The 24,272-nt window shown below is 27.3% G+C and carries 30 protein-coding genes and 1 pseudogene; 6 read left to right on the forward strand and 25 right to left on the reverse strand.

Translation table 11 applies throughout. From position 1 onward, the window contains the following. Positions 1-120 precede the first annotated feature (120 nt). From ABUA17_RS02985 to ABUA17_RS03015, 7 genes and pseudogenes are all read right to left on the reverse strand, one after another. Positions 121-675, reverse strand: a pseudogene (locus ABUA17_RS02985) (manganese catalase family protein); the annotation flags it as partial. 14 nt (positions 676-689) lie between these two features. After that, a complete protein-coding gene (locus ABUA17_RS02990) occupies positions 690-938 on the reverse strand; it encodes a spore coat protein CotJB (RefSeq protein ID WP_042396051.1) in 249 nt (82 codons plus the stop codon). 20 nt (positions 939-958) lie between these two features. Beyond that, entirely contained in the window at positions 959-1,114 is a 156-nt protein-coding gene (locus ABUA17_RS02995) for a spore coat associated protein CotJA (RefSeq protein WP_078061294.1), read from the reverse strand. Between the two features lie 545 nt (positions 1,115-1,659). Next, positions 1,660-1,881 carry a hypothetical protein gene (locus ABUA17_RS03000; protein ID WP_042396052.1) on the reverse strand — a complete coding sequence of 74 codons (222 nt, stop codon included), beginning with the start codon at positions 1,879-1,881 and terminating at the stop codon, positions 1,660-1,662. Between the two features lie 69 nt (positions 1,882-1,950). After that, positions 1,951-2,082, reverse strand: coding sequence for a hypothetical protein (locus ABUA17_RS03005; RefSeq protein ID WP_278336329.1), 132 nt, complete (start codon positions 2,080-2,082; stop codon positions 1,951-1,953). A 209-nt stretch (positions 2,083-2,291) separates the two neighbouring features. Next, complete coding sequence (locus tag ABUA17_RS03010) at positions 2,292-2,591, reverse strand: spore coat protein (RefSeq protein ID WP_042396055.1); 300 nt, start codon at positions 2,589-2,591, stop codon at positions 2,292-2,294. Positions 2,592-2,596: 5 nt separating this feature from the next. Next, on the reverse strand, positions 2,597-2,812 hold the full coding sequence (locus ABUA17_RS03015; protein ID WP_055277013.1) for a hypothetical protein: 216 nt from the start codon (positions 2,810-2,812) through the stop codon (positions 2,597-2,599). A gap of 686 nt (positions 2,813-3,498) precedes the next feature. Here ABUA17_RS03015 and ABUA17_RS03020 point away from each other — a divergent pair. The 3 genes from ABUA17_RS03020 (at position 3,499) to ABUA17_RS03030 (ending at position 4,450) form a co-directional block, all read left to right on the forward strand. Continuing rightward, positions 3,499-3,741 (forward strand): recombinase family protein, encoded by a 243-nt coding sequence (locus ABUA17_RS03020; protein ID WP_349817909.1) that lies wholly within the window; start codon positions 3,499-3,501, stop codon positions 3,739-3,741. A 161-nt stretch (positions 3,742-3,902) separates the two neighbouring features. Then, positions 3,903-4,133: a recombinase zinc beta ribbon domain-containing protein gene (locus ABUA17_RS03025; protein ID WP_082423865.1), complete on the forward strand. Its 231-nt coding sequence runs from the start codon at positions 3,903-3,905 to the stop codon at positions 4,131-4,133. 86 nt (positions 4,134-4,219) lie between these two features. Beyond that, positions 4,220-4,450: a hypothetical protein gene (locus tag ABUA17_RS03030; protein ID WP_195951141.1), complete on the forward strand. Its 231-nt coding sequence runs from the start codon at positions 4,220-4,222 to the stop codon at positions 4,448-4,450. A 75-nt stretch (positions 4,451-4,525) separates the two neighbouring features. Here the strand turns inward: ABUA17_RS03030 and ABUA17_RS03035 are convergent, their stop codons facing one another. From ABUA17_RS03035 to glsA, 6 genes are all read right to left on the reverse strand, one after another. Continuing rightward, entirely contained in the window at positions 4,526-5,128 is a 603-nt protein-coding gene (locus tag ABUA17_RS03035) for a flavin reductase family protein (RefSeq protein ID WP_042396061.1), read from the reverse strand. Positions 5,129-5,158: 30 nt separating this feature from the next. After that, positions 5,159-5,293: a hypothetical protein gene (locus ABUA17_RS03040; protein ID WP_394805629.1), complete on the reverse strand. Its 135-nt coding sequence runs from the start codon at positions 5,291-5,293 to the stop codon at positions 5,159-5,161. A gap of 217 nt (positions 5,294-5,510) precedes the next feature. After that, the gene (locus ABUA17_RS03045; RefSeq protein ID WP_042396063.1) at positions 5,511-6,053 is read right to left on the reverse strand and encodes a lytic transglycosylase domain-containing protein; all 543 of its coding nucleotides are present in this window, start codon (positions 6,051-6,053) and stop codon (positions 5,511-5,513) included. Between the two features lie 24 nt (positions 6,054-6,077). Further along, positions 6,078-6,674 (reverse strand): dephospho-CoA kinase, encoded by a 597-nt coding sequence (coaE, locus tag ABUA17_RS03050; protein WP_195951142.1) that lies wholly within the window; start codon positions 6,672-6,674, stop codon positions 6,078-6,080. A gap of 9 nt (positions 6,675-6,683) precedes the next feature. After that, a complete protein-coding gene (polA, locus tag ABUA17_RS03055; RefSeq protein WP_042396068.1) occupies positions 6,684-9,296 on the reverse strand; it encodes a DNA polymerase I in 2,613 nt (870 codons plus the stop codon). A 64-nt stretch (positions 9,297-9,360) separates the two neighbouring features. Then, positions 9,361-10,281, reverse strand: coding sequence for a glutaminase A (gene glsA / locus ABUA17_RS03060; protein WP_042396069.1), 921 nt, complete (start codon positions 10,279-10,281; stop codon positions 9,361-9,363). A 505-nt stretch (positions 10,282-10,786) separates the two neighbouring features. Here glsA and ABUA17_RS03065 point away from each other — a divergent pair. Beyond that, entirely contained in the window at positions 10,787-12,016 is a 1,230-nt protein-coding gene (locus tag ABUA17_RS03065) for an aminopeptidase (RefSeq protein WP_195951144.1), read from the forward strand. Between the two features lie 113 nt (positions 12,017-12,129). Here ABUA17_RS03065 and ABUA17_RS03070 read toward each other — a convergent pair whose 3' ends face one another. From ABUA17_RS03070 to ABUA17_RS03090, 5 genes are all read right to left on the reverse strand, one after another. Then, positions 12,130-12,306, reverse strand: coding sequence for a small, acid-soluble spore protein, alpha/beta type (locus ABUA17_RS03070; RefSeq protein ID WP_070098824.1), 177 nt, complete (start codon positions 12,304-12,306; stop codon positions 12,130-12,132). 137 nt (positions 12,307-12,443) lie between these two features. Continuing rightward, complete coding sequence (locus ABUA17_RS03075; RefSeq protein WP_055277000.1) at positions 12,444-13,640, reverse strand: NADP-dependent isocitrate dehydrogenase; 1,197 nt, start codon at positions 13,638-13,640, stop codon at positions 12,444-12,446. 227 nt (positions 13,641-13,867) lie between these two features. Next, entirely contained in the window at positions 13,868-14,143 is a 276-nt protein-coding gene (locus tag ABUA17_RS03080) for a hypothetical protein (RefSeq protein ID WP_042396075.1), read from the reverse strand. A 165-nt stretch (positions 14,144-14,308) separates the two neighbouring features. Next, complete coding sequence (locus ABUA17_RS03085; RefSeq protein WP_042396078.1) at positions 14,309-15,745, reverse strand: amino acid permease; 1,437 nt, start codon at positions 15,743-15,745, stop codon at positions 14,309-14,311. A gap of 77 nt (positions 15,746-15,822) precedes the next feature. After that, positions 15,823-16,842 carry a pyruvate kinase gene (locus ABUA17_RS03090; RefSeq protein ID WP_042396079.1) on the reverse strand — a complete coding sequence of 340 codons (1,020 nt, stop codon included), beginning with the start codon at positions 16,840-16,842 and terminating at the stop codon, positions 15,823-15,825. 166 nt (positions 16,843-17,008) lie between these two features. Here ABUA17_RS03090 and ABUA17_RS03095 point away from each other — a divergent pair, with 166 nt between their 5' ends. Beyond that, positions 17,009-17,503, forward strand: a complete 495-nt coding sequence (locus ABUA17_RS03095) for a DUF4883 family protein (protein WP_042396082.1) — start codon at positions 17,009-17,011, stop codon at positions 17,501-17,503. A 78-nt stretch (positions 17,504-17,581) separates the two neighbouring features. Here the strand turns inward: ABUA17_RS03095 and folK are convergent, their stop codons facing one another. The 7 genes from folK to ABUA17_RS03130 form a co-directional block, all read right to left on the reverse strand. Next, positions 17,582-18,388, reverse strand: a complete 807-nt coding sequence (gene folK / locus ABUA17_RS03100; protein ID WP_042396085.1) for a 2-amino-4-hydroxy-6-hydroxymethyldihydropteridine diphosphokinase — start codon at positions 18,386-18,388, stop codon at positions 17,582-17,584. A gap of 8 nt (positions 18,389-18,396) precedes the next feature. Next, the gene (folP, locus tag ABUA17_RS03105) at positions 18,397-19,206 is read right to left on the reverse strand and encodes a dihydropteroate synthase (protein WP_154820707.1); all 810 of its coding nucleotides are present in this window, start codon (positions 19,204-19,206) and stop codon (positions 18,397-18,399) included. A 16-nt stretch (positions 19,207-19,222) separates the two neighbouring features. Next, a complete protein-coding gene (locus tag ABUA17_RS03110; RefSeq protein WP_195951145.1) occupies positions 19,223-19,696 on the reverse strand; it encodes an HD domain-containing protein in 474 nt (157 codons plus the stop codon). A 91-nt stretch (positions 19,697-19,787) separates the two neighbouring features. Beyond that, positions 19,788-20,339 carry a GTP cyclohydrolase I FolE gene (gene folE, locus ABUA17_RS03115; RefSeq protein WP_042396095.1) on the reverse strand — a complete coding sequence of 184 codons (552 nt, stop codon included), beginning with the start codon at positions 20,337-20,339 and terminating at the stop codon, positions 19,788-19,790. Next, positions 20,336-21,088 carry an aminotransferase class IV gene (locus ABUA17_RS03120; RefSeq protein ID WP_154820708.1) on the reverse strand — a complete coding sequence of 251 codons (753 nt, stop codon included), beginning with the start codon at positions 21,086-21,088 and terminating at the stop codon, positions 20,336-20,338. The genes folE and ABUA17_RS03120 overlap by 4 nt, the downstream gene beginning before the upstream one ends. A gap of 13 nt (positions 21,089-21,101) precedes the next feature. Next, the gene (gene pabB / locus ABUA17_RS03125) at positions 21,102-22,442 is read right to left on the reverse strand and encodes an aminodeoxychorismate synthase component I (protein WP_042396101.1); all 1,341 of its coding nucleotides are present in this window, start codon (positions 22,440-22,442) and stop codon (positions 21,102-21,104) included. Between the two features lie 10 nt (positions 22,443-22,452). Then, the gene (locus ABUA17_RS03130; protein ID WP_042396105.1) at positions 22,453-23,061 is read right to left on the reverse strand and encodes an anthranilate synthase component II; all 609 of its coding nucleotides are present in this window, start codon (positions 23,059-23,061) and stop codon (positions 22,453-22,455) included. 197 nt (positions 23,062-23,258) lie between these two features. Between ABUA17_RS03130 and ABUA17_RS03135 the strand changes: the two genes are divergently transcribed. Next, positions 23,259-24,092 carry a PHP domain-containing protein gene (locus ABUA17_RS03135; RefSeq protein ID WP_055276990.1) on the forward strand — a complete coding sequence of 278 codons (834 nt, stop codon included), beginning with the start codon at positions 23,259-23,261 and terminating at the stop codon, positions 24,090-24,092. Positions 24,093-24,272: the final 180 nt, after the last annotated feature.

Raw genomic sequence — 24,272 nt, forward strand, 5'->3', positions numbered from 1 at the left:
TATAATACTTAATATTACTATTTTTATTGTTAATTATCTAATTGAATAACTATCATAGTAGACTTTATTCGGATGAGGAGTTACTAAACACTCTTCATGATAAATTTTACCTGGAACGGTACTAAAATTATCTTGCACATCCATTAATGCTTCTCCAAACCTTTGAAAGTGAACAATTTCTCTTTGCCTTAAAAATCGTAAAATCTCTTTTATTTCTTCATCATCAGTAAGATTAATCAACCATTCATAAGTTGCTCTTGCTTTTTGTTCAGCAGCCATATCTTCATGAATATCAGCAACCACATCACCTTTTGCTTGAATGTAAGTTGCAGTCCATGGATTACCTTGTGCATCACTGTAATATAAAGCTCTACCGTGATCTGTATAATGTCCGCCCAAATCAGCTGCAACTAATTCTTCTTTTGTAGCATTAGACATTAATTGATATATCATAGTAGCAATCATCTCAACATGAGCCATCTCTTCTGTAGCAATATCTGTTAATAATGCTTTTGATTTTCCTGTTGGCATTGTATAACGTTGATTTTGATATCTAAGTGCTGCACTTAATTCACCATCTGGTCCCCCATATTGAGACATTAAAAACTTTGCCATTTTTAAGTCTTTAGATTTTAAATTTATTGGATATTCTAGTGTTTTAACATAATACCACATTAAGTCATCCCTCCTTATTTATTGTCCCAAGGCCAAGGATTAGATGTCCACTTTTCAGGAGCTTCAATTGAAGCAGAGCCAAAGTTAGTCAATGGTTCATATGATTTTTCATATTTACAAACTAGAAAATCTAACTTTCTAGAAACTTCATTATAATCATCTGTAGCTTTTTGATTTGTTGGAAAGTTATCTAAATATAAATTAAGCTCTACTGCATAAAAAATATATTTCATAATTTTAAATAGCAATTCATTTTCATTCATTATATCACCTCTATAATAATTTATTTTTCATTTTCTACATAAGGTCTATAAAGATCTTTAAAAATTGTGCCTATCCTTAAAGCAGTATTAGGCTGAAATAAATTTTCATATCTTTGCAGTATTATATATGCCTTAGCATATTTAGTATTTCTTTTTAATTCCTCTTTAGTATTCAAACTTTCTCAATCCTCCCTTTAATATCTACTTAATTATATAATATGTAGAAATTAATAAATAAGTTACATAACAATGCTATTTTTGTACATATTTTGAATAATTCTAACTTTTCATATTTAAAAACAATTCTTTATGAATTATAAGTATATTTCTCAAAACTAAATAATACTAATCCTATTATGTAAATATTTGTATATATTTAATTTTAAGTAATATATCCAACTTTAATTTACTTTTATCCTAACAAATATTTTTGAAACGTAAGAAAATAAAAAAAGCAATCACTAAATGTAGACAGAGTGATTACCTTTTTCTATAGTATCTAGAGTTAATACTATATATATCTTGCAGTTTTATCTTTATATATGTTTATAATCTAAAATTACAAACTTATTTATTGATAATTATAATAATCTAAGTAAATTACTACTGTTAAGTTCTTGTTTATTTAATTTATACTCTTCGATTTCACTCATGAATGTATCAGAAAATAAACAAAATTTTTCATAATCTATTATTTTATATAGATTATTTAGCTTTGTAATTATAAGTTCTTCTTCATCGTCTTCTGTCGCTTTACTAATAAATAACTCGCCTCCTTCCTAAAAATAAATTTTAAAATCTGATGTGGGAATATTTTATCTCTAGATATGAACACGTGGTGTCCTAATGCCCCTTCTGAAAGTGTCAAAATACTCGGAGTATATCTAAGTATTTTCTCCTCTTCTTGTGCTTGTACGATATCCAATAATTCATCCTTTGGCATAGTTCCTTTCTCTGCTAATTTATGATGATATTCACATACAGTTATTAAGTTGCTATCCTCTAATCTTAGTTAATAATCTTCTTTAATAGGTACTATGTGATGAACTTCTAAGTCATTATAGTTATACTTCTTTATTGTGTTATATAACTTCCTTATACATATCTGAAATAGAAATTTACCTCTTGTCTTTTTCTTTGCCATGCTTTTGTCCATCTAAACTTATCTGCTTCACTTGTTTTGTACTTATATCTTTTTTATGTCTTCTTCCACAATACTTATAACTCTTTAATATCATATATTTTATCACTTCTCCTACTAAATTTTCTTAAGGGTTTATTTCTTAATACTTACTTTTTTATGTAAAACAAAAAGAACCCTATTATTAGAGTTCTTTTTATCAAATTATTTAACTATTTTTCATTGATAGTATTTATTGATTCATTATAAGAACATGTTAACTGTTTAATAGGTGTATCATATGGATTAATCCATCCCTTATTTAAACTTAATTCAGTAAGCGCAGTATGTCCTTCAACCATTTGTGTTAAAGATGCTGAATATATAGCTCTTAATTCTGGTGTACTACTTGTTAACGCAGAATTAAGATACATATCTGCAGCTTCTTTTGCAGATGAAAGCATACTTAAAGCTATTTTTTTATCATCTATATCTGTATTACTCTTTATTAAATTTCCTATCATATTTCTCATAATATCTATCCTTCCTTAACAACTGGTACTTTATTTTCAACTATAAATTGTTGGATTCCTTTAATTCTTCCTTCAGTTGCTAATATACTTGCTTCTGACTGTCTTTTTAAATCTTCATCTGATATTAAAGAACTTATTGCTCTTTGCATAACTAATCCATCAGATTCCATTTTCAAAATTGCTGCTAAAGATAGATTTTCTACTTCTGAAAGTGCTCTCATTTATAATCACCACCTATAATATATTTTCACTTTATATTATTGATTTAATATAAAAAATACCCGCGTTAAATTTTACCTAATTTATATACTTTTAATCACTTTTTCATTTAAATATAACAAAAAGCACCTAACTTTTTCTTGTTAAGTGCTTTTTATAAAAGGATATTGAGAATTTATGAGAGGTTATATGACCAATAACATATAACTTGATACAATAACATTATATAATTTAAATAACCCTATTAAACTCCCATCTTTTCCCTTTATTTACCCCACATCTTCTAATTTTATGCTATCAACACCAAATAATAATATACTTAAATCCCTAATGGCTGAATTTATACATCTGCTTGGTGTATTTTTTTGCTGCAATTTAATTCTTCTTGTATCTATTCATAAGATACCTTATTTATATAATATAATTCTAAAGCTTTGTACTGCTCGTGGCACCATTCTTTAAGCTTCTTGTGCTTAATATATAAGCTTTATCTTGATCATCATATTCCCGTAAATCATCTACATCATTTACACTATATATAGCTCTATCTGCATGAAATTTTAAACGATAATAAAATAGAGAACGCTAAACTTGACAAATAGGGTGGTAGTATTGCTCCTTTTGGTTATGATATAGTTAAAGTTATTGAAAATAGGAAAACTATTTCTTATTAAAAAAAAATAATGATATTCCTTTAGTAAAAGAAATTTTTAATACCTATATGATTTATAAAAGTCTCCATCAAATACAAAAATATTTGCTAAATAAACATAATATTAAATGGTCATTATCTACAGTTAAACATATATTTGGCAATCCTATATACTGTAGAAGCGATGAGAATGTAATTAATTATTTAAATTCAAAAAATATCCCTGTATATGGTGAGCCTAATGGCTGCGGCTTCATTACTTATAATTCACGTCCATAAAAAAAGGAAAGCGAGAGTGGAATTCTTCTGATACATTCATGGCTGTTAGTAAGCATTTTGCTCCAATAACTTCTGACTTATGGTTAAAGACTCAACTTATTCAGTTGCAAACAACACGATAACCTATACCTAAATCTTCAAAAGTAAGTTATTTTACATGAATATTCAGATGTGCTTTATGTGGAAGTCCTGTAACTATAAATTATAATAATACAAATAAATATGGTACAAGAAATTACTATTATATTTGTACTGGAAAGATAAAATATGGAGTTTCATATTGTAATAATAGCAATAAGAACAATCATGTGCTTTATAAAATATTATTAAATCATCTTATAAACTTTAAAATTCCAACTGTTGATAAAAAAATAATAGCGAAGCCTCTATAGAAAATTTAAAAGCTCAATTAAAAAGGAATGAAAAAAAGATAGAAAATATTGTTGATAATCTAACGGAAGCTAACCATGATATAGCTATGGTTATTAATAAAAAGCTAAAATCATTATCTGAAGAAAAACAAGATATAAAGTCTAAAATAATCACCTTATCAAATTCTAATAAAGAATTTTCACAAAAAGATTACAATGGTGCTATAGAGCTTCTTTTAGTTTCTGACCACGAAACCAAGAGACAAATTCTTTCAGATATTATAGAAAAAATTAAATGGAATGGGCATAATAATTATCTAAAAACTACTATTAAATAAATTAATTTTACCCAATAAAAAAGATATAGGATAAAGTAATAACTCTACTGATAACCCTATATCTTTAATTTTTAATTACTTTTTAACTCTTCTTTTTCTTTTTTTATTATCTGCCTTCTTACGTATCGAATACCCAAATGATCCAAGTGGCTTTGAATCAAGTCCAAAATATTCTCCATGTGAATATGCAATTAAATTAGCCCTTTCAAAATGTATTTTCCCTTTCTCATCTAATAAATTCTCATTAACCTTCACATTCATTACATCCAATAAAAACATATCATGAGTTCCTAGAGGAGTTATAGATTTTAATTTACACTCTAATGCAACTGGAGAAATTTCTAAAGATGGTGTATTTATAGCAACACCAGAATTTAGTTTTAATCCTAATTTAGATATCTTATCCTCTCTTTTACCACTTACAACCCCACAGTAATCAGTTATATTAACCATGTCTCTAGTTGTAAGATTAATCACACACTCTTCACTTTCTTTTATGTACTCATATGATAATCTTTCTGGTCTTATTCCTACAGCTATTACAGGCGGTTTGGTACAAACAGTACTTACCCATCCTATAGTGAATACATTAGTTTTACCCTCTTTATTAATGCTTGTTAATAATACTACAGGTGTAGGATTTAACATAACACTGCCTTTAAAATTAATTTTATTCATATACTACATCCTTTCCTAAAAATACTGTATTTATATAAGGTGTGAAGTTCCTGTCCATGTTACAGTAAAAACATTTTCTTTACCCTCTTTATTTTTAGATGTTATTAAAACAACTGGTACTGGGTTTAAAATAACACTACCTTTAAACTCTACCTTTTCTTTCATATCATTTCACACCTTTTTTAAAAATTATCTAAACGATTATAACATAGTTTGGATAAATTGCGAAGAAATTTATATTTAGTTAAGAGTTAAGGAAGAAACCCCCAGTGGAATTTCTTAAATAATATATTTTAAAATTCAGCTTAACTGAATTTATTCCTTCACTATTAACTATTAACTCCTAACTATTAACTAAAAAAAGAAGCCTTACGGCTTCCTTTTATTCATATAAAAATTTATATACGTTATATCTCGTACTTACTTTATCAACATATTTTTTAGTTTCCTTAAAAGGAATATATGTTAAATTTTCACCATCACTAGAGTATTCGGGATCATTAAGCCATTTAGTTACATTACCACTTCCACCGTTATATGCAGCTAATGCTAAGCTTAAATCATCAAATTCTGACAGAAGATTATTTAAATACCAACATCCAAACTCAATATTTATTTCTGGGTCAAATAACATTTTAGTTTCAAAATTCTCAACTTCAAGTTTATCTGCAATCCACTCTCCTGTAGAATCCATTATTTGCATTAATCCCTTTGCTCCTTTGCTAGATTCCGCATTTTCATTAAAGTTACTTTCAGTTTTAATTACAGCTAATACTAAATATGGATCTAATTCATATTTGGCACTATACTCATTTATTATGTTGCTGTATTTATAGGGATAAATATATTCTTTTATAATATACCTTCCTCCAGCTAAAAGTACAAAAAAAACAATTAACCAAATAATAATTTTTTTAAATTTCATTCCCTCTCCCTACTTTGAAATAGATTAAATAGACCTTAAAAATTCAATTAGCAAATCAACTTGCTCTTTCGTTTTTGCTAATGTATCATTATTTTCTATAACTATATTAGCAAAATCCTTTTTTATATCTAAAGGCATTTGAGAGTTAATTCTATTAATTGCATCTTCTCTCATCAATGAATCCCTTGATCTTACTCTTTGAATTTGTGTATTATTATCTACCCAAACTAAGATAACATAATCCATTTCTTTATGCAAATCATTCTCTATTAAAGTTGGTGCATCCAAGATTACAATACTTGTTTTTTTATTTTCTAATTCTTCAAGTTTATCATTAATTTCATTCTTTATATATGGAAGGATTATTTCCTCATATTTCTTTCTTTGTTTTGGAAATCTAAAAATATGATTACCGAATTCTTTTCTACGAAATTCTCCTCTCCAATCAAAGAATCCTGCACCAAACTCAACTTTAACCTTTTCTAAAATCTCAGGGTATTTTACTAGTACTTCCTTAGCAATTATATCTGCATCAACTATTTCAAAACCTGCTTCCTTTAGCATGAATGAAACCGTACTTTTACCAGACCCTATTCCTCCAGTCAATCCTATCTTTATCATTTTTACCCCCTATTTTGCATCATACCATGTATTTCCTATATTTGTGTCTACCTCTAATGTTACTGACATCTTTAGTACATTTTCCATTTCTTCTTTTACTAATGCCTTAACAATTTCTAACTCATTTTCTTTGACATTTAAAATAAGTTCATCGTGTACTTGAAGAATCATTTGACTTTCTAAGTTTTCCTTTTTTATTCTATTATAAACTTTAACCATAGCAAGTTTAATAATATCTGCAGCACTTCCTTGAATTGGAGCATTCATCGCTAATCTTTCACCAAGAGCTTTTACTATTTTATTTGATGATTTTATTTCTGGAATAAATCTTCTCCTATTTAATACTGTTAAAACATAACCTTTTTCCTTAGCTTCTTCCTTAACACTTTCTAAATATCCTTTTATTTTTGGATACCTATCAAAATAAATTTCCATATATTCAGCAGCTTCTTTTCTAGTTATTTTTAAATCTTGAGAAAGACTAAAATCACTTATTCCATAAACTATACCAAAATTAACAGCTTTAGCTCTACTTCTCATAAGAGGTGTAACCTCTTCTACTGGTACTTTAAATACCTCAGAGGCTGTTTTAGTATGAATATCACTATGATGATTGAATGCATCTATCATATTTTTATCATCTGACATATGAGCAAGAACTCTAAGTTCAATTTGAGAATAGTCACAAGATAATAACACATCAGTTGATTCTTGTGGTATAAATACTTTTCTTATTTCTCTTCCCATTTCATACTTAACAGGTATATTTTGAAGATTCGGCTCTGTACTTGATAATCTTCCTGTTGTTGTAACAGTTTGATTAAAGCTTGAATGAATAGCTCCATCTTCATCTATAACATTCTTTAGACCTTCAACATAAGTAGAATTTAGTTTAGTTATTTGTCTATAGTAAATAATCTTTTCTACCACCGGATGCTTATCCATTAATTTTTCTAATACTTCTGCATTAGTTGAATATCCAGTTTTAGTCTTTTTAATTACTGGTAAGTCTAATTTTTCAAAAAGAATCTTACCTAATTGCTTTGGTGAACTTATATTAAATTCTTCTTCACAAAGCTCATATATTTCTTTTTCCGTTCTAGATATTTCTTCTTTAAACTTAACTGCAAGTTCATCAAGCTTTTCTCTATTTACATTAAATCCTATAGCTTCCATGCTTGATAAAATTGATATTAAAGGATGTTCCACTTCATAATAAAGCTCATCCATTCCTTCTTTATCTATCCTGTCCTTTAAATATTCGTAAAGCTCTTTCATACTCGCCATAGCATTACAAATTAATTCATCGCCTTCACCTTTTACTTCCTTCATTAAATATTCATTTATTAATACTTCTAAAGGATAGTTTGATTTAGCTGAATCTATAAGATAAGCTGCAACTACTGTATCAAATATGAATTTCTTTACTTCAATATTGTGCTTTGTTAATATTGTAACTAAATTTTTACCATCTTGAATTACTTTTTCTATTTTTTCATCTTCCATAAAAGCTTTAAGTAGATTAATTGCTTCATTAGAATTTTCCATATTTATCAATTTAAAATCTATTAAACTAACTTTATCACCATAGTTTATATATAGTTTATCTAATTCTATTTTAGAATAAAGATTTGCATTACAAGTACTATAAGAAATAAAAGCTATTCCCTCTTTTACTGATAATACTTCTTTAAATCCTTCTATTGTAGTTACTTCATTTATTTCTATTTTGGCTACTTCTTCTTCACCTTCTAAATCATCACCTGGAAGCTTTGCTAATAAAGACTTCATTCCAAGCTTAAAGAATAATTTCTTAAGCTCTTCTTTATTGTAATTTTCTTGACTTTTAATATCTTCTAAATCAAATTCTATTGGAACTTCTGTCATAATAGTAGCTAGCTTTTTACTAAAAATCGCTTGCTCACTATAAGTTTCTAAATTTTCTTTAAGCTTTTTACCACTAATTTCATCTATGTGTGAAAGTACTCCTTCCATTGAACCATAAGTAGAAATAAGCTTAAATGCTGTCTTTTCTCCTACCCCTGGTACACCTGGAATATTATCTGACTTATCCCCCATAAGGCCTTTTACATCAATATATTGAGTTGGTGTAACCCCAAACTCCTCAATAAATGCCTCTTTATTATAAACAGCAGTCTCTGTTACTCCCTTTTTTGTAATAACAACTTTAATATTATCACTTGCAAGTTGAAGAGCATCTCTGTCTCCTGTAACTATAAATACTTCAATTCCATTCTTTTCTGCAAATTGAGCTAAAGTACCAATTATATCATCTGCTTCAAAACCATCTATCTCATATATATTAACTGCTAATAAATTAAGCACTTCTTTTACAAGAGGGAATTGTTCTCCTAATTCTGGAGGCATTTTTTTTCTACCAGCTTTATAATCTTCATATTCTTTATGTCTAAATGTTGGTGCCTTTCTATCAAAAGCCGCAACTATGTAATCAGGTTTAATTTCTTCCTTCATTTTAAATAACATATTTGTAAAGCCGTACACAGCATTTGTATGAATTCCTTCACTATTTGTTAATGGTGGTATTGCGTAAAATGCTCTATTTAATAAACTGTTTGAATCTAAAATCAGTAATCTTTCCATTCTTTCCTCCAGTATTTTACTTTTATATTTTTAACTATTATTTAGTAATTATAACATATTTGTATTAAAATATACTAAGTTCTAATTCTTCAGATAAATCTTTTAATATATGTATTCCACCAATACTGTTTCCTTTAGAATCTAATGCAGGTCCATATATACCTACTCCAAATCTTCTAGGAACTGTAGCTATTATTCCTCCACCAACTCCTGATTTTGCTGGAACACCAACATGAACTGCAAATTCTCCTGAAGCATCATACATTCCACAAGTAACCATAATAGTCTTCACTATTCTACATATCTCTCTTGAAATTAAAACTTCATCATTCCAAGGTGCAATACCATCATTTGCAATTACAGCTGAAAATCTTGCTAAATCCTTTGCAGTAGCTTCTATTGAACATTGCTTAAAATAAAGATCTAATATATCTTCAACATTTCCTTCTAAAATATTAGAGCTTTTCATAAAGTAAGCCAATGATCTATTTCTATCTCCAGTAGCTTTTTCACTTTCATAAATTTCATTGTTTATTGAGATATTGGGATTATTTGTAGCTCTTCTTAAGAAATTTAATATTCTTTGAATTTTATGTTCTTCATTTTCTCCAAATATAAGTGAAGTTGTTACTATTGCTCCTGCATTAATCATAGGATTATATGGTCTATCTTGATTTCTAATCTCAAGATTTACTATACTATTAAATCCCATTCCTGTTGGCTCAACGTTTACTTTTTTAAATACATTTTCTCTTCCATTATCATTAAGTGCAATGATTAAACTAACAACCTTTGAAATACTTTGTATTGTAAATTTAATATCACTTTCTCCAGCCCAATATTCCTCATTATTTTTTATATCATATACACATAGTCCTAAATGGTCGCTATTTGCTTTTAAAAGAGCTGGTATATATGATGCAAGTTTACCATCTTGTGTATATTTTTTATTTTTTTCTACTAAGTTAACTAATAAATTTTTCATTTGTTTTATCCTTTTCTTTAAATAAAAATTTTTTAATAATAAATTTAGCTGTTACTTAACATTTAAAATTATATATTAATAATTGTACAGCATAAACTTCGTTAAATACAAAATTGCCAATATAATTTTATTTTTGCAGTAATAATTATAGTAATATTATTAACTTCTTACAAGTTATTATATAATTAAATCTATAAAAATGAAGTAGCAGAGATTTACTCTGCTACTTCACTTACTACTATATTACTTTTTTGTTATATAAATAACTCTTGATAATACTACAAATAATAAATAATAGTTTCTTTATTTTAATGTTAAAGATGCTTTTATATTATATTTAAAAACTTACCAAAAAAACAGTTTTATTACAAAACTACATACAGATATATATTTTCATATAATTTATAACATATATGCTTTTTTAAACATAAAATTCCTATACTTTCTGTTATAATGTTATAATATATTTATAAATTATAATTTCACATTTTAAGGAGAACTATATATGAATAATGATTTATTAAAAAAATATGCTTCCCTAGCTGTAAATACGGGAGTAAATATTCAAAAAGATAATATATTAGTTATTTCATCACCAATTGAAACCGCAGAATTTGCAAGACTAATTGCAGAAGAAGCATATAAAGCAGGTGCTAAAGATGTAATAGTACATTATGGTGATCAAAAACTAACTAAAATAAAACTAGAAAATAGCTCTTTAGAAACTATCGCTGATTACCCTGATTGGATGGCTGAAGGATATAATTATTATGCTAGACAAGGAGCTTGCTTTATTTCAATCGCTGCAAGTGATCCTGATGGATTAAAAGGTATTCCTGTTGAAAAAATAGGTACTTCTCAAAAAGCTAGAACTTCAGCACTAAAAGAATACTATGATAATTCAATGTCTAATAAATGTCGTTGGTGTGTACTTTCAGTTCCAACACTTTCATGGGCTAAAAAGGTATTCCCTAACGCAAGTGATGATGAAGCAATGAAATCTTTATGGGATGTTATATTTAAAACAGTAAGAGTTGATACCGAAAATCCGGTGAAGGCCTGGGAAAAACATAATGCTTACTTAGAAGAAAAAATTAAATTTATGAATGACAACAATTTTAAAAGCGTACATTTAAAATCTGCTAATGGAACTGATTTAAATATTGAACTTCCAGAAGGTCATATTTGGGCTGGAGGCTCCGAAGGAGATGTTAATGGAATAGCATTTAATGCAAATATGCCTACTGAAGAAGTATTTACTCTTCCAAAGAAAACAGGAGTTAATGGTGTGGTTTATTCCTCTAAACCTTTAAGCTATGGTGGAAATTTAATAGATAATTTCTCAATTACTTTTAAAGATGGTAAAGTTGTTGATTTTACTGCAGAAACTGGGTATGATGTATTAAAACAAATGCTTGATAGTGATGAAGGAGCTAAATACTTAGGCGAAGTTGCTTTTGTGCCTTATGATTCACCTATTTCTAATTCTAAGTTAATTTTCTTTAATACTTTGTTTGATGAAAATGCAGCTTGTCACTTAGCATTTGGAAGAGCTTATGAATCTTGTATAAAGGATGCAGATAAATATTCTGAAGAAGAACTTGAAAAAATAGGTGTTAATAATTCAGTTATTCATGTTGATTTTATGATTGGAACTAAAGATCTTGAAATAACTGGAGTTAATAAAAACGGTGAAACTATTCAAATTTTTACCGATGGTAACTGGGTTAATTAACTTTATTATTTCACATATAAAAAAGAGTGTTTATAAACACTCTTTTTTACATTATTCATTTATTATGTATATTATTAATCTTTAAAGTTTTTATTATTAAATTTTAGTAGTGACTATTGCCCTATTTTTTGAGCACTATCTGGTCTAGGTTGATCCTTACCTAATTTTCTTGATTCTTTAGAATAACCTACCTCGTTTGCTGTTTCTACTCTCATCTTTTGTAATTCAGCCTTTGTCTTTTGACCAGATTTTTTATTGTCTTTAGAATTTTTATTATTTTTATGAGACATTTATTTATTACCTCCTTTTCTTTCAAGCTTATTTTATGTTTCCTATAATAAATTATGCCTCATATATAACTCCAATATATGGTTTAGACTGTGGGACTAATAAAAATATTTATTGCACCACAGTCTATTTTTTTAATTTATAATCTACTTCTTATTTCCTTAATAAATTCATATGTGTTTACGGTTTTTACTTCTTTTAAATCTGTAAGCATAGCTAAATCCTTAGTCATTACTCCATCCTCTATTGTTTGTAATGAAGCCTTTTCTAGCTTGTCTGCAAAAGAAACAAGTTCTAAATTATTATCTAATTCTCCTCTTTTTCTTAAAGCTCCAGTCCAAGCAAAAATAGTAGCCATTGAATTAGTAGATGTTTCTTCACCCTTTAAGTGTTTATAATAATGTCTTTGAACTGTTCCATGAGCTGCTTCATATTCATAATATCCATCTGGAGATACTAAAACTGATGTCATCATTGCAAGTGATCCAAAAGCAGTTGCTACCATATCACTCATAACATCTCCATCATAATTTTTACATGCCCAAATAAATCCACCATTAGATTTAATAACTCTTGCAACAGCATCATCTATTAACGTATAAAAATACTCTATATTAGCTTCTTCAAACTTATTTTTATATTCAGCTTTAAAAATTTCATTAAATATATCCTTAAATGTATGATCATATTTTTTTGAAATAGTATCTTTTGATGCAAACCATAAATCTTGTTTAGTATCTAATGCAAAATTAAAACAACTTCTAGCGAAACTTTCAATAGATTTATTAGTATTATGCATTCCCATTATTACTCCTGGACCTTCAAAGTTATGAATAGTTTCTCTAACCTCTTTTCCGTCTTCACCAGTAAAAACAAGTTCTGCCTTTCCTTTTTCCTCTATTTTCATTTCAATATTTTTATAAATATCTCCATACGCATGTCTTGCTATTGTAATTGGTCTTTCCCAATTTTTTACGTGTGGTTTAATTGAGCTAACTGTAATTGGTGCTCTAAATACTGTTCCATCTAAAATAGCTCTAATTGTTCCATTAGGGCTTTTCCACATTTCTTTTAGATTGTACTCTTTGATTCTATCTGCATTTGGAGTTATCGTTGCACATTTAACTCCTACCCCATATTTTTTTATAGCTTCTGCAGCTTCTACTGTTACTTTATCATTAGTTTCATTTCTTTTTTCTATCCCCAAGTCATAATATTCAGTTTTTAAATCTATAAAAGGATTTAATAGTTCCTCCTTTATCATGCCCCAAATAACTCTTGTCATTTCGTCTCCATCCATTTCAACTAATGGAGTCGTCATTTTTATTTTTTTCATAGATATAGCCCCCTTATTTTTTGTATTTTTTTACATTAATAACAATATTATATCATACATTTTTACTTTTTCAACCTCATATGATGGATTATATATATAATCTTGCATTTTTTACAGATTTTTTAAGTATTACATCAATTATAATAACATTTTTTGAATTATATATATTTATTCTTGCATTTAAATCATACAAAAAAGACTGCTCTTAATCGAGCAGTCTTTTGTTCTTATTTATCTACTTCCTTATAATCAACATCAATTATTTCACCATTGTCACTATCATCAATATTACTTTCTTCATAACTATTTTGATTATTATTGTAATAATTATATGATTCATTTTCTCTTTTTTTATTATTAAAAGCTTTTTTACATTTAAATACTATGTATCCTACTATTCCGATTACAATAATAAAAGGTAAAAGGAATATAAAAAACTTTATTATAGCAATAAAAACAACTATTCCTAATACTGTCCATAATATCGATTTAAAAGTATTCATTAAACTCAACCTCATTTACACAATAATCTTTAAATTTATGTACTCATTATACTATTAAATTTTAAACTTTGCAACATAAGTTATTAAATATTTTTTAAAGCGGTTATTAATACTTTATACATTTTATAAATAATTTATTAATTAATTGTTAAGAAAGGAAATTAGTTAAGCTAATTCTTTTTTATTAGTCTTTTTAGCTATAATAGGTAAAATAAATCCTAAACCAATTAGTACAAAAGGTGTTGCCACATTTAAAATCACTTGGAACCACCATTGTCCACTAAAAGTTTCTACTCCACTTGGGAACATACCCATAATACATGCAAATGCAGTAAATGCAAAGCACCATATTCCAATTGCCATTGCAAACTTATCATTTTTAACAAACTTATAATCAGACTTATATTTGTCAGCAGCTTTTTTAAGCCCAATAAATGCTAAGAATACCCAAAGATATCTCATAGGCATAACTACAGAGTTTAATTGTAATAACCAATCAAATAATGAATTCATATCTCCAATACCTAATGCTGGTACTATTATTAATATTCCAACTAAAATAGCTGTCATAATATAACCATTTATAGGTGCTCCATACTTATTAGTTTTTGTTAATGCCTTTGGAATAAATCTCTTATCGCCATCCGCTAATAAAACTTTAAGTGGAGCATCTATAGAAAATACTAGTGCTGAAATTTGCGCTAATAAATTAGATAATGCATAAATAACAATAAATAATTTTCCTACTCCATAGTATTCCCCTAACATTTGGAATGCATAATATTGGCCATTCATTTTTAAATCTGCTGGAATATTATTTGCATCAAACATCATAGACATTGCTATTGATCCTAGCAATGCAGAAACAGCAACCATTATAGCTAATGCTATCATTCCCTTTGGGAAGTCCTTACTTGGTTTTCTCATATTATTTACATATGGAGATATTTTTTCAGCTCCTCCAACCGCAAATACTAACATTGACAACGTAGTAAAATATGAGAAATTAAAATTAGGCATTAAATTTTTAAAACTAAAATCAACTGTAGCAGGTTGTATTCCTCTTATAGATGGTGCTGCAAGCATTAATGCAACATATAGCAATGACATAATAAATACTGATGTCCCTGCAATTGTTCCTATTAATTTTAAAGAAGTAATACCTCTTGATGCTATCCATAAAAATAATAAGAACACGGCTAAAGTTAATAACTGAGCTACCATAGGGCTCATATCTTTTATAAAGTTACCATCTTGCTTTACTGTCCATCCTAATGCTATTAAAGCAGCTTGTGGTTTTTGAGCTAAATATGGTATATGAACTACCCAATAAGTCCATCCTGCAAAGTAAGCTAGCGTTGTTCCAAAAGTTCCTCTTATCCATGAACTTACTCCACCTTTGCTTTCTTTAAAAACTGATCCTAATTCTCCAACCATTAGTGCATAAGGTACAAAATATAATGCTATTATTAATACCCATGATACGATAACAGTTAATCCTTGATTGGCAAAGTTATTTACAACATTACCAAACCCCCACACTGATACAAAAGCCATCATCGCTAAATTATACCAACGCAGATTTTTCTCTTGTTCACTCATTAAAATTCCTCCTTAGTATATGAATTACATTACTATAATACCCACTTTAAGGCTATTTGTCTATTCATTAACAAACATTATTTTTTATATAAATTCATTAATTCACTTAATAATTTTACAGTTTTTATTGGATACTTGCCAATGGAGGTTTCTCCTGCTAATAAAAAGCCAGTTGCTCCAATATTTATAAATGTATATATGCTTTCTAATTCATTAATAGTAGGCAACGTACCTTTTTTCATATTATCTAAAATATGTGTAGCTATTATTATTTCTTTACTTTTTTTATACTTTTTTAATTTCTTTAATAACTCAAATTCCTCTTCAACTGAAGTTACCATGCCACACTCTGGTATTAAGTCTCCCCTCGCTATAATTACACCATTACAACACTCCATTATCTCCTCATAATTTTCTAATCCAGTGCTTGTTTCAATTTTTGATAATATCTTTATTTCTTCTATATCTCCATTGTTATCTTCTATATATTTCTTTATATCATTTATCTCTTTTTTACTTTCTACAAATGATTGACATATTATTTTTATATTATTATTAATCGCCCATTTCAAGCTTTCCTTATCTTTTTTACTTAATTCACTATACTTATAGTTTATTCCTGGAACATTACAGCCCTTCCCTGCCCTTATCACGCCATCATCTTTTACTCTTACTTTTATGAATCCCTTATTTTTATCTATTACTTCAAAATTTATAGTTCCATCTTTCATTGAAATTTTATTAACTTCATTATCTTCTATGATTTCTGAATTAATATTTAAAGGAATAATCTTGATTTTATCTTTTCCTTCACTAAATAAGTTATAAGCATCATTTCCACAAAAATATACTATTTCATTAGTATATATTTTAAATGTCTCTTTTAATTTTTCATCAATTCTAATTTTTTTCCCTTGTAAATCTGCCATTATTTTTATATTTTCATCTATATTTCGTGCTATTGATAACATTTCTTGAAATTGCTTTTCATAGAAATGAGAAAAATTTAGTCTTAAAGTATCAGCTCCTGAATTTATCAACTCTCCAATAACCTTTTTATTAGATGTGCTTGGTCCTAATGTCGCAATTATTTTCATTAACTTTCCTACCTAATTTATTGCTTACAAATTATACTATTACCAAAATTTACACATTATTACTTTTTTCACATAATATTATTTAAAAGTTTATTTACATATTATTATGTTCTAAAAATATTATTTATAGAATAATTATTTATATAGTTATTTTTAGGAGGATAAAATGAAAAACATTAAATTATTAATTATATTATTACTTGTAACTCTTTTATCTGGCTGTGTTTTTAACGACCCTAAGTACATAAACTTTAAAAGTAAACCTAATCTTTATTACTATTCAAATGAAATATATAAAAAGATTAAAAATAATGAAAGTTATTCACTTAAAGTTTTTGATGTAAACTTTTATGAATATCATGATGTATCAGAGGAAGACTTAGATGTTTTACCTGCATTCTTAGAATCCTTAAATAATGATAACTATGTAAGTGAATTAGATTTGGATGACGCTAAGGTAAAATATAAATTAATAATTCAATTTGATGATAACAGTAATGATAAATATGTAATAAATGTATATGATAAAAATACTGTAACACTTTTCCCATGGGATGGTAATCTTCAAGAAGATATAATAACCATGGATAATGTTCCCGCTCGAGATAATATATACTCTTTTTGCGTATATATTATTAATAAAACAAATTCAAACAACTAAAAGTTCATAATAATTCTCATTAAATAAAGCTACCGAAAATAAATCTATTATGGAAATATTTTCGGTAGCAATTTCTTTTTAACTCTCTAAAAGTTCAAATATTCTTTTGTTTTTTAATGGATGTAATGCATATGGAGCAATTTCATTTAACGGAGTTAAAACAAAATCTCTTAAATGCATTAATGGATGAGGTATAATAACAAATTCGTCATTGCTTACAATATCATCAAATAATATAATATCTAAATCTATTACCCTTGGCCCCCATTTAATTTCTCTTACCCTACCAAGTTCACTTTCAATCCTTAAAAGCTCAGTCATAAGCTCCTTAGGCGTTAAATAAGTTTCTATCTTTAATGCTCCATTTAAAAATTCATCTTGATTTTCATTTCCCCAAGGCTCAGTTGTAATAAAAGATGAAACCTTTGATACTTTAACTCCATTAATCTCTTCAAGCTTTTTAACTGCATTATTTAAATTTTCTTCTTTATTTCCCATATTGCTTCCCATTGATATATAAGCAATATGTCTTTCTCTATTTATTTCAACTGCAGCATAATCTAAATGTCTTCCTATAGGTGCCCACGGCTTTTTTAACAGAACTTTAACTCCATTTACCATTGAATAATTATCTAATATAAAGTTAGCAACTTTATTTACTACACTTTCAATTAAGTCCAAACTTTCCTCTTGGAAAACTTGAATAACTTGATGACATAGCTCTCCATAATGAACTGATTTAGTTAAATCACATGTAGTTGCTGCATCTTTAATATCTAATGATAACTCTAAAGATAAAATGAACTTTTGTCCAAGTGTCTTTTCCTCTTGAAAAACTCCATGATTTGCAAAAATCTCTATATCCTTTAAATATATTTTATCCATATTAATACCTACTTTGCTTTTATTATTTTATCAGTCATAACTGCTACTCTCTTATTTTCCAACACATCATGAACTCTTATGAAATCCATTCCTTTCATTATTCCAATAACCGTAGTAGCTAGTGTACCTTCTACTCTTTCATTTACAGGTAAATTTAAAGTTAATCCTATCATTGACTTTCTTGATGTACCTAATAGAACTGGATATCCCATTTCTTTTACAATATCACAATTATTCATTACTATTAAATTTTCTTCATAAGTTTTAGCAAAGCCTATACCTGGATCCAATATTATATTTTCCTTTTTAACACCTGCATTTAATGCAATATCAATACTTTCTTGTAAGTCTTTCTTTACATCTTCCATTAAATTTTCATAAGGCTTATTTTCTCTATTGTGCATTAATATTATAGGAGTATCATACTTTGCTGCAATACTTGCAATATTTTTATCATATTTAGCTCCCCAAATATCATTAATTATATCTGCTCCAGCCTTAATTGCTGCTTCTGCTGTTTTACTTTTATATGTATCAATTGAAATAGTAATATCTAATTCCTTCTTTATAGCTTCAATTATAGGAACTACTCTTTTTATTTCTTCATCTTCTGAAACATATTCTGCACCCGGTCTTGTTGATTCTCCACCAACATCAATTATATCAGCACCGTCTTCCACCAATTTCTTTGCTTGTATTACTGCTGCTTCTATTTCATTAAACTTTCCACCATCTGAAAATGAATCAGGTGTTACATTTAATATTCCCATAATATATGTTCTATCACCTAATTTATATTCTTTATTTCCTATTCTCAAACACGTATCCTCCTCATTAATATGCTACTTTAAAGTTTTTCTTTTCTTTACTCCAGTAACACTCTTTCTCAGCTTTACAATTAAAACATTGTCTTGATAATTTATCTGCTCTATAAATTATTTCTTCTAGCTTATTATCGCTTTTGCTTCTATGATTTGCCATTCCATTAAGAATAATATTAACTTCTTCTTTATCAAATTTAGTTTCACTTAATATTTCTTTACTCATTTCAACACTTGCTAAATCATGATTTGTTCCATCTTCATATTGCTTTACTCTTCCTATATCATGCAATAATCCTATAGCATAAATAACTTCCTTAGAAATCTCTATATTTTCTTCTAACACCATAATATAAGCAATTCTAGCAACATCTATAAAGTGTTCTATAGTATGATTGCAAAATTCCCTATCTTTTTCATAAAGCTTTAATTTTTCTAAAGATTCTTTATACAGCTTATTATTAAGTATCTTATCTATATTCTCCATTACTATACCTTTCTACCAAGTCAATAATTACTAGTTAAAATTAACTAATCTCCTATTTAGCTATTAACTCTTAACTATTAACTACTAAAGACTATTTTATAAAATTCATAACTTCTCTTCTTAAATCTATATTTTCTCTAAATACACCTCTATATGTAGTAGTTACAGTCTTTGCTCCTGGCTTTTTAACACCTCTCATAGTCATACAAGTATGTTCTGCTTCAATTACAACCATAGCCCCTTCAGCATCTAAATATTCCATTATTGCATCTGCAATTTCAGTAGTAAGCTTTTCTTGTAACTGTGGTTTTTTTGCATAAACTTCAACTGTTCTTGCTAGCTTAGATAATCCTGCAACCTTTCCTTTTGGTATATATGCAATGTGAGCCTTACCGAAGAAAGGTACTAAATGATGTTCGCACATTGAAAAGAATGTTATATCTTTTTCTAATACTAAATCATTATTTTCTACACTAAATGTTTTAGATAATACATCCTTAGCATCTTTACCTATTCCATCAAATATCTCCATATACATACGAGCTATTCTATCAGGTGTTTCAATTAATCCTTCTCTATTAACATCTTCTCCAATTCCTTCTAAAATTAACTTTACACCTTCCATTATCATTTCTTTATTCATCTTTCTGCGCCTCCATTTATTGCTTTTTCATATTGCTCTTTAATTTCTTGTGTTATTTTACAATTAAAATTCTTATTTCCTATCTTTGCACATTTTATAACCCCAACTAATGAATTTGTAAAAAATAGTTCATCACTATTTAATAGCTCTTCCTTTGTTATATTTTTTTCAATAACTTCAAAGTTATCAATTATCCATTTTCTGATTATTCCCGGTAATAATCCATTTCTGATATCAGGAGTATATATTATTTTATCCTTAATCATAAAGATATTGCTTGTACAGCCTTCACATATATAACCTTTTTCATTTATAAAAATAGCTTCATTAAATCCATTTTTTTGACATACTTCATATTCTATAATATTTTCTAAATAATTTAAAGTTTTAAAATTAACTATCCTTGACGTAGAATTTCTTAAAACATTTGTAAAATAAGCTATAAATCCCTTTTCATAATGTTCTTTTTGATATTTTATTTCTCTCTCAGAAAATATCAAATTTTCTTCTGTAACTGTTATTTTTAGTGCTTTATTTTTTATATTTTTTCTTCTTATAAAGTCACTAACATAGTCAATTTCAACTTCTTCACCAATATTAAGTTCGTTAATTGAATTATTTAACCTCTTAATATGTTCTTCTAAAAAAATTGCCTCTTCTTTTACTAGTATTGTTTCAAAGACACCTTTGCCAAAGAATAATCCATTATCAATTCTTATACTTTCATTTCCATATGTTATCTTTCTCATATCAAACTACCTTTTATAACACTCTCATTAATGCTTTTGCTTTGTCTAAAGTTTCATTATACTCATCTTCTTCTATAGAGTCATAAGTAATTCCTCCACCAACACCAAAATAAGCTTTATTTTCTTTTTTTAATATTGATCTAATCACTATATTAAAATCACAATTGCCTCTAAAATCAAAATATCCTATAACACCTGTATAAATATTTCTCTTTAATCCCTCAAGCTCTTCTATTATTTCCATTGCTCTTATTTTAGGTGTACCTGTAATTGATCCCCCAGGAAAACACTCTTTAATACATTTTACTGCAGATACATTCTCCTTTAATTCTCCCTCAACTGTTGATACAAGGTGAAATACAGTTGCATATTCTTCAAGCTTAAAATTTTCTGTTACTTTAACACTATGCGGCTTACATACCTTACTAAAATCATTTCGTTCTAAATCTACAACCATAAGTAATTCAGCCTTATCTTTTTCACTATTTATCAGCTCTAATTTATTTCTTTCATCTTCTTCAAAAGAATTCCCTCTAGGTCTTGTCCCCTTTATAGGTCTTGTATGAGCCTTATTATCCTTTACTTGTATAAATCTCTCTGGGGATGAACTTATTATTTGAAAATCTTTAAAATTTAAAAATGCAGAAAATGGAGCTTTATTTATACTTCTAAGCTTTTTATAAATAGAAAAAGACTCTTCATCATTTTCACACCAAAATCTTTGAGTCATATTTGCTATATATACATCACCAGATTTTATATAATCTTTCAATGTTGAAATAGCGTTTTTATAATCTTCTTTTATAAAATTGGAGTAAAATTTATTCTCACTTTTCTCACTTACTATTTCCTCTTCTATTTTGTTACACTCATGTATTTTTCTTAAGATTTTATGTATTCTTTCATCGTTACCATCTATATCCGTTACATATTTTTTATTATTTTCTAAATCAAATATTATTAAATTCTTATAAAAAACAAATCTAATATCTGGAATAATAAAATCCTCTTCAGATGTATCTGGTAACTTTTCTAACATTCTTCCTGCATCATATGAAATATATCCAATTGCTCCAAATAAAAAAGGAATATCATTATCTATAGTGCATTTATATTTATCAACTAGGCTTTCTAAAACCTCAAATGGTTCGCCTTGAACTACTTTTCCATCAATATATGATTTTGAGTTTATAGCTTCAAAAATCATAAAATCATTTAATCCGATAAATGAATATTTTGATAATTTTTTATCTTCTTTTGAACTATCTAATAATATTGAATTTTTATCTTTTTTAAAAAAATTGTAAACTTCAAAAGCATTTAGTTCACTACTAAACTCCCTTATCCTTAACACATTTGTCCCCCTAACTGCATTCCATTATAGCACTATTTTTCTCTTTGTATTTTTTAGTTATATTTATAAAATTTTGCAGTATCTTATGTCCTTCTTCTGTCATCTCTGCTTCAGGATGAAATTGAACCCCATAAATATCATAATCCTTATGTTTTATTCCCATGATAACTTCATCTTCAGTTTCACTTGTAATTTCTAAACACTCTGGCAAATCTGCTTTATCAACTATTAATGAATGATATCTTGTAACTCTTAATGGATTTTTCACATTTATAAATAAATCATCTTCATTATGATTTATGTAAAACATTTTACCGTGAACAGGCTCTTTTCCCTTTTTAATATTAGCATTAAAATACTCTCCTATACATTGATGTCCTAAGCATATACCTAATATAGGTAACTTCCCTTTAAAATTATCTATTATTTCTAAACTTAATCCAGCTTCCTTTGGCGATTTTGGACCAGGTGAAATTACTATCCCATCAATCTTCATATTTTTTATATCTTCAATTTCAATTTTATCATTTCTAAATACTTTTATTTCTTCACCTAATTCTTCAAAATATCTAACTAGGTTATATACAAATGAATCGTAATTATCTATCATTAATAACATACTTTTCTCCTACTATTTTTAATCTAATACTTATTATATATTTTTTTTCATAAATACATAAATTAATAATAGTTGATTTTTCTTAAAATTTAATTTACAACTAATCTATTTCTTAATTATTGCATTATTAATGAATAAATTATATCATAGCTTTATATACTACAAAACATTTACTTGAAAGGAGTCTTAATTTTATTATGATTAAATGCGATTTACATACACATTCTACTGCTTCTGATGGTAGATATTCACCTAGTGAGGTTGTTAAAAAGGCCTTTGAAAGAGGTGTTAAATATTTAGCATTAACAGATCACGATACAGTATCTGGAATTGAGGAAGCTAATGCTGAAGCAGAAAAATTAGATATTCATTTCATTCCTGGAGTAGAATTATCTACTACATATAAAGGTGAAACAGTTCATATACTCGGATATTTCAAAGGTGATGATTATAAAAATCCAGACTTAAATCATTTCTTAGAAGACTTAAAAACTAAAAGAATTGAACGTGCACATGAAATTGTGAGAAGACTAAAAAAATTTAATGATATTGAAATAGATGTTAATGATGTTTTGAAAAATGGAAAAGATACTATTGCTAGACCACATATAGCTAAAGCAATCATGGATGCAGGATATAATTATACAAAAGAATATATTTTCGATAACTTTATAGGAGATCATTGTCCTGCTTACGTTCCAGCAAACAAATTAGATGCAGAAGAAGGTATTAAGTTATTAAGAAGCTATAATGCTATTGTAGTCTTAGCTCATCCAGTTTTATTAAAAAAGCTTAATGTTTTAGATGTTCTTCATTTAGACTTTGATGGTATTGAAGGTATCTACGGACTTAATACACCTGAAGATACTAAAAATTTCTTAAAGATAGTAGATCAAAAGAATATAATAACTTCATGTGGATCAGATTCTCATGGTTATGAAGGCGATGATAAAAAACATGGTATATTAGGTTCTATGTCTATTGAAGAAGAACGTTTAAAAAAATTCCTAGATAAACTTAATTGTAATTAATTTTTAATATTTACGTTTATCAATTGACAATGTCATATAACAAATAACATTTAATCTTAAACTTAAATGAGGTATGAAGAAGCTGTTTAAAACAAAACCTTCATACCTCATCAACATATATATTCTCTAATACTATTACTTTCAAATATTAATATAATAATTTTTATTATATCACTTCAT

Source organism: Clostridium sp. RTP31139st1_H3_RTP31139_211217 (assembly GCF_040227035.1).
Taxonomy (GTDB): domain Bacteria; phylum Bacillota; class Clostridia; order Clostridiales; family Clostridiaceae; genus Clostridium; species Clostridium saudiense.

Bases quoted from the DNA above. Each gene is read 5' to 3' on its own strand.
- ABUA17_RS03120 (WP_154820708.1), bottom strand. From the start codon at position 21,088: ATGAGAAAGATAACATATGGAAATGAAAGTATAAGAATTGATAATGGA.
- ABUA17_RS03075 (WP_055277000.1), bottom strand. From the start codon at position 13,640: ATGAAAAAAATAAAAATGACGACTCCATTAGTTGAAATGGATGGAGAC.
- ABUA17_RS03090 (WP_042396079.1), bottom strand. From the start codon at position 16,842: ATGAAAATAATTGCGACATTAGGACCAAGCACATCTAATAAAAAGGTT.
- ABUA17_RS03135 (WP_055276990.1), top strand. From the start codon at position 23,259: ATGATTAAATGCGATTTACATACACATTCTACTGCTTCTGATGGTAGA.
- ABUA17_RS03045 (WP_042396063.1), bottom strand. From the start codon at position 6,053: ATGAAATTTAAAAAAATTATTATTTGGTTAATTGTTTTTTTTGTACTT.
- coaE (WP_195951142.1), bottom strand. From the start codon at position 6,674: ATGATAAAGATAGGATTGACTGGAGGAATAGGGTCTGGTAAAAGTACG.
- ABUA17_RS03030 (WP_195951141.1), top strand. From the start codon at position 4,220: ATGGTTATTAATAAAAAGCTAAAATCATTATCTGAAGAAAAACAAGAT.
- folK (WP_042396085.1), bottom strand. From the start codon at position 18,388: ATGGATAAAATATATTTAAAGGATATAGAGATTTTTGCAAATCATGGA.
- glsA (WP_042396069.1), bottom strand. From the start codon at position 10,281: ATGAAAAATTTATTAGTTAACTTAGTAGAAAAAAATAAAAAATATACA.
- ABUA17_RS03080 (WP_042396075.1), bottom strand. From the start codon at position 14,143: ATGAATACTTTTAAATCGATATTATGGACAGTATTAGGAATAGTTGTT.
- ABUA17_RS03110 (WP_195951145.1), bottom strand. From the start codon at position 19,696: ATGGAGAATATAGATAAGATACTTAATAATAAGCTGTATAAAGAATCT.
- ABUA17_RS03095 (WP_042396082.1), top strand. From the start codon at position 17,009: ATGAAAAACATTAAATTATTAATTATATTATTACTTGTAACTCTTTTA.
- ABUA17_RS03065 (WP_195951144.1), top strand. From the start codon at position 10,787: ATGAATAATGATTTATTAAAAAAATATGCTTCCCTAGCTGTAAATACG.
- ABUA17_RS03010 (WP_042396055.1), bottom strand. From the start codon at position 2,591: ATGAGAAATATGATAGGAAATTTAATAAAGAGTAATACAGATATAGAT.
- polA (WP_042396068.1), bottom strand. From the start codon at position 9,296: ATGGAAAGATTACTGATTTTAGATTCAAACAGTTTATTAAATAGAGCA.
- folE (WP_042396095.1), bottom strand. From the start codon at position 20,339: ATGAATAAAGAAATGATAATGGAAGGTGTAAAGTTAATTTTAGAAGGA.
- ABUA17_RS03005 (WP_278336329.1), bottom strand. From the start codon at position 2,082: ATGGCAAAGAAAAAGACAAGAGGTAAATTTCTATTTCAGATATGTATA.
- ABUA17_RS02990 (WP_042396051.1), bottom strand. From the start codon at position 938: ATGAATGAAAATGAATTGCTATTTAAAATTATGAAATATATTTTTTAT.
- ABUA17_RS03040 (WP_394805629.1), bottom strand. From the start codon at position 5,293: ATGAAAGAAAAGGTAGAGTTTAAAGGTAGTGTTATTTTAAACCCAGTA.
- ABUA17_RS03130 (WP_042396105.1), bottom strand. From the start codon at position 23,061: ATGTTATTAATGATAGATAATTACGATTCATTTGTATATAACCTAGTT.
- ABUA17_RS03015 (WP_055277013.1), bottom strand. From the start codon at position 2,812: ATGAGAGCACTTTCAGAAGTAGAAAATCTATCTTTAGCAGCAATTTTG.
- ABUA17_RS03085 (WP_042396078.1), bottom strand. From the start codon at position 15,745: ATGAGTGAACAAGAGAAAAATCTGCGTTGGTATAATTTAGCGATGATG.
- ABUA17_RS03000 (WP_042396052.1), bottom strand. From the start codon at position 1,881: ATGCCAAAGGATGAATTATTGGATATCGTACAAGCACAAGAAGAGGAG.
- ABUA17_RS03035 (WP_042396061.1), bottom strand. From the start codon at position 5,128: ATGAATAAAATTAATTTTAAAGGCAGTGTTATGTTAAATCCTACACCT.
- ABUA17_RS03070 (WP_070098824.1), bottom strand. From the start codon at position 12,306: ATGTCTCATAAAAATAATAAAAATTCTAAAGACAATAAAAAATCTGGT.